This is a genomic window from Synechococcus sp. B60.1, from assembly GCF_047462555.1.
In the GTDB taxonomy this organism is placed as follows: Bacteria; Cyanobacteriota; Cyanobacteriia; order Thermostichales; family Thermostichaceae; genus Thermostichus.
In genome coordinates this window covers 14076-16330 of sequence record NZ_JANSJN010000016.1, presented here as the reverse complement: position 1 = coordinate 16330, position 2255 = coordinate 14076, and the positions used below count along the sequence as shown (strand labels likewise).

3 protein-coding genes are annotated in these 2255 nt (G+C 58.5%); 1 reads left to right on the top strand and 2 read right to left on the bottom strand.

Annotated features, from left to right (window positions below):
• Positions 1-668: ferrochelatase (gene hemH / locus NW863_RS03265; RefSeq protein WP_414364360.1), on the bottom strand; the 668-nt coding region annotated here is incomplete at its 3' end.
• A 169-nt stretch (positions 669-837) separates the two neighbouring features.
• The gene (locus NW863_RS03260) at positions 838-1293 is read right to left on the bottom strand and encodes a hypothetical protein (RefSeq protein WP_414364358.1); all 456 of its coding nucleotides are present in this window, start codon (positions 1291-1293) and stop codon (positions 838-840) included.
• Between the two features lie 246 nt (positions 1294-1539).
• On the opposite strand from NW863_RS03260, the gene NW863_RS03255 reads away from it, so the two are divergent.
• The gene (locus NW863_RS03255) at positions 1540-2031 is read left to right on the top strand and encodes a Tic20 family protein (protein WP_414364357.1); all 492 of its coding nucleotides are present in this window, start codon (positions 1540-1542) and stop codon (positions 2029-2031) included.
• The last annotated feature ends 224 nt before the right edge of the window (positions 2032-2255 follow it).

Sequence of the window (2255 nt, the reverse complement as noted above, 5' to 3'; positions counted from 1 at the left end):
CGCCAGATGAGCCGGACACAGGCCTCCATCTCCTGCTGGTAGGGATCCCCGGCCTGGGTGACATAGCTTTCGGGAATGCCGTGGGCGCTAAAGAGCACGTGAACGCTTGCTGGATCTGCAAACGCATCCAACTGCTGCCGGATGGCCCTAGCCATGGCCTGGACATATTGGGGCTGATCGTACCAAGAGCAGATCTGGCGGCGCTCGATGCGAGCCAGCTCCGGATCCTCGGCCCAGAGGTGATCCAGGAGTTTGAAGCTGGAGCCGGTCGTGCTGATGGAATACTGCGGGTACAGGGGCAGCACCACCAGGCGGGTAATCCCGTCCGACTTGATCTGCTGCACCACGGACTCGATCAGCGGGTGCCAGTAGCGCATGGCCACATACACCGGCACATCGTAGCCCTCCGCCACCAGTTGGGCCTGCAGCTTTTGCGCCTGTTCAGCGGTGATGCGCCGCAGGGGGGATCCGCCCCCAATAGCCGCGTAGTTGCGCCGGGATTTGGGAGCTCGCAGCGTGGAGATAGCCCAGGCAAACGCCCCCTGCAAAAACGGAAAGGGTAGACGGATTAGCTCCGGATCGGCAAAGAGGTTGTAGAGAAAGGGCTGCACATCAGCCTGGGTCTCTGGTCCCCCCAAGTTCAGCAGGAGCACGCCGCTTTTGGACATAACAAAGCTCAATATCCTTCTCTATCCACTGTAGGCGGTCTTATCCCACCTCCGGAAAGTGGCCTTAAGTTTTTTGCAGCCCTTCTCATTAGTCCAACCCAACAGCCAAAAAGGGGATCCCAACTCACACTGGGATCCCTGCCGGCAGCACACCCTCCTTCCAGAGGATTTAGAACTCTCGACCGCGGTAGACCCGCTGCAGCGCCAGCTTGACGGGATAACGATCGAGATCGGCCAAGTTCAACTTCAGACGCAGCGTATTGAGCAGCCTCCAGTAGGGGGGCACAAAGACTCGTTCGGTGCCCAGTTCGGGGAAGGGCTCGCCCGCTGCTGTTTCCACCCAGCAGCCGCGGTAGCGAACCGGCTGAGCTCCCCTGTGAAGGGCGCGGAGAGGGTGGCCGGGATCGACCGTCAAGCCGCGAAACTGGATTGCCCCTGGACGAGAAGCTTGCCGGTAGCACAGGTAACGGGCCCAAAGCTGGGCCAGCCCCTCCGGCAAAGTCTCAGGACGAACGTGGAAGCGCTCCGGCAGCAGGCGGTCGTTGAAAAAGCCGACAAGTGCAGACCAAGCTTGCCAGAGAAAAGCTCCCAAGAGGCGAGCAGAGAGAGATGGCAAGATCTTCATGGCAGAGGCCAAAAATCACTGTGGGTGGGAATTGCTGTCGATTATATCAACCCCGATCCTGCAAGATGCTCATCCTAAACAGTTTCCCTCTCACTGGGAAGCAGAGGCGGGCTTGCGGCTAAGCGCGTTGAGCCAGCCAACTTCATCGACTACAATAAGCGCAATGCTTAGGTGCCGTTTAATAAATTCTGAAAGCGCACCAACAAGCAGACTCCAGAACCACTGCACTAAGGGGATCGACGGATTATGACCCGGCGCGGCAACATCACTCCCATGGATCGGCTGTGGGGATCCCTTCCCTACCTTTTGCCGTTGGTATCGGCTCTGCCCTTCGGCTTTGTGCCCTCTGGCTTGTTTCAATCTCTGCCAGGTTTGATCCCCATTTTTAGTCCGCTGCTGCGTTTGCTGCCTCTGGCCACCGGCTGGCTGGGCATGGGGCTGTTTTTTGCCCTACTCTTTTTCGTAATCCGCAACGGCCGCGTCGCCCATTTTGTTCGCTTCAACACGATGCAGGCGCTGCTGCTCAACATTGCCCTGTTTTTGGTGCAAGTGTTGATGCAGGTGTTCGCTATGCTCTTTGGCAGCCTTGGTTTGGCAGCGCTTGTTAGCATTTTGGCCACCACTGCCCTGCTTGGGGTAATCGCCGTCACCCTTTATGCTTGGGTGCAGAACGTGCGCGGTCACTATGCCGAGGTGCCGGTGCTCTCCGATGCCGCCTATGCTTGGATTCGCTACTAACAGTTCTCAAGTTGAGGGCTTGGTTGCTGATTTGACGACTTCACTGGAGCCTGAGCCGGCTGTTGCAGCTTTCAAGGATTGCAGGAGGCTGGGGTGCCGTCGGATTTGACCTCTGATGTTGGCCCAACCCTCACCCACCTGGACGCTTCCGGTCGGGTACAGAGGGTGGAAGTGGGACATCAGCCCCTGGCTGCCCGTTTGGCCACTGCCCAAGGGCAGGTACG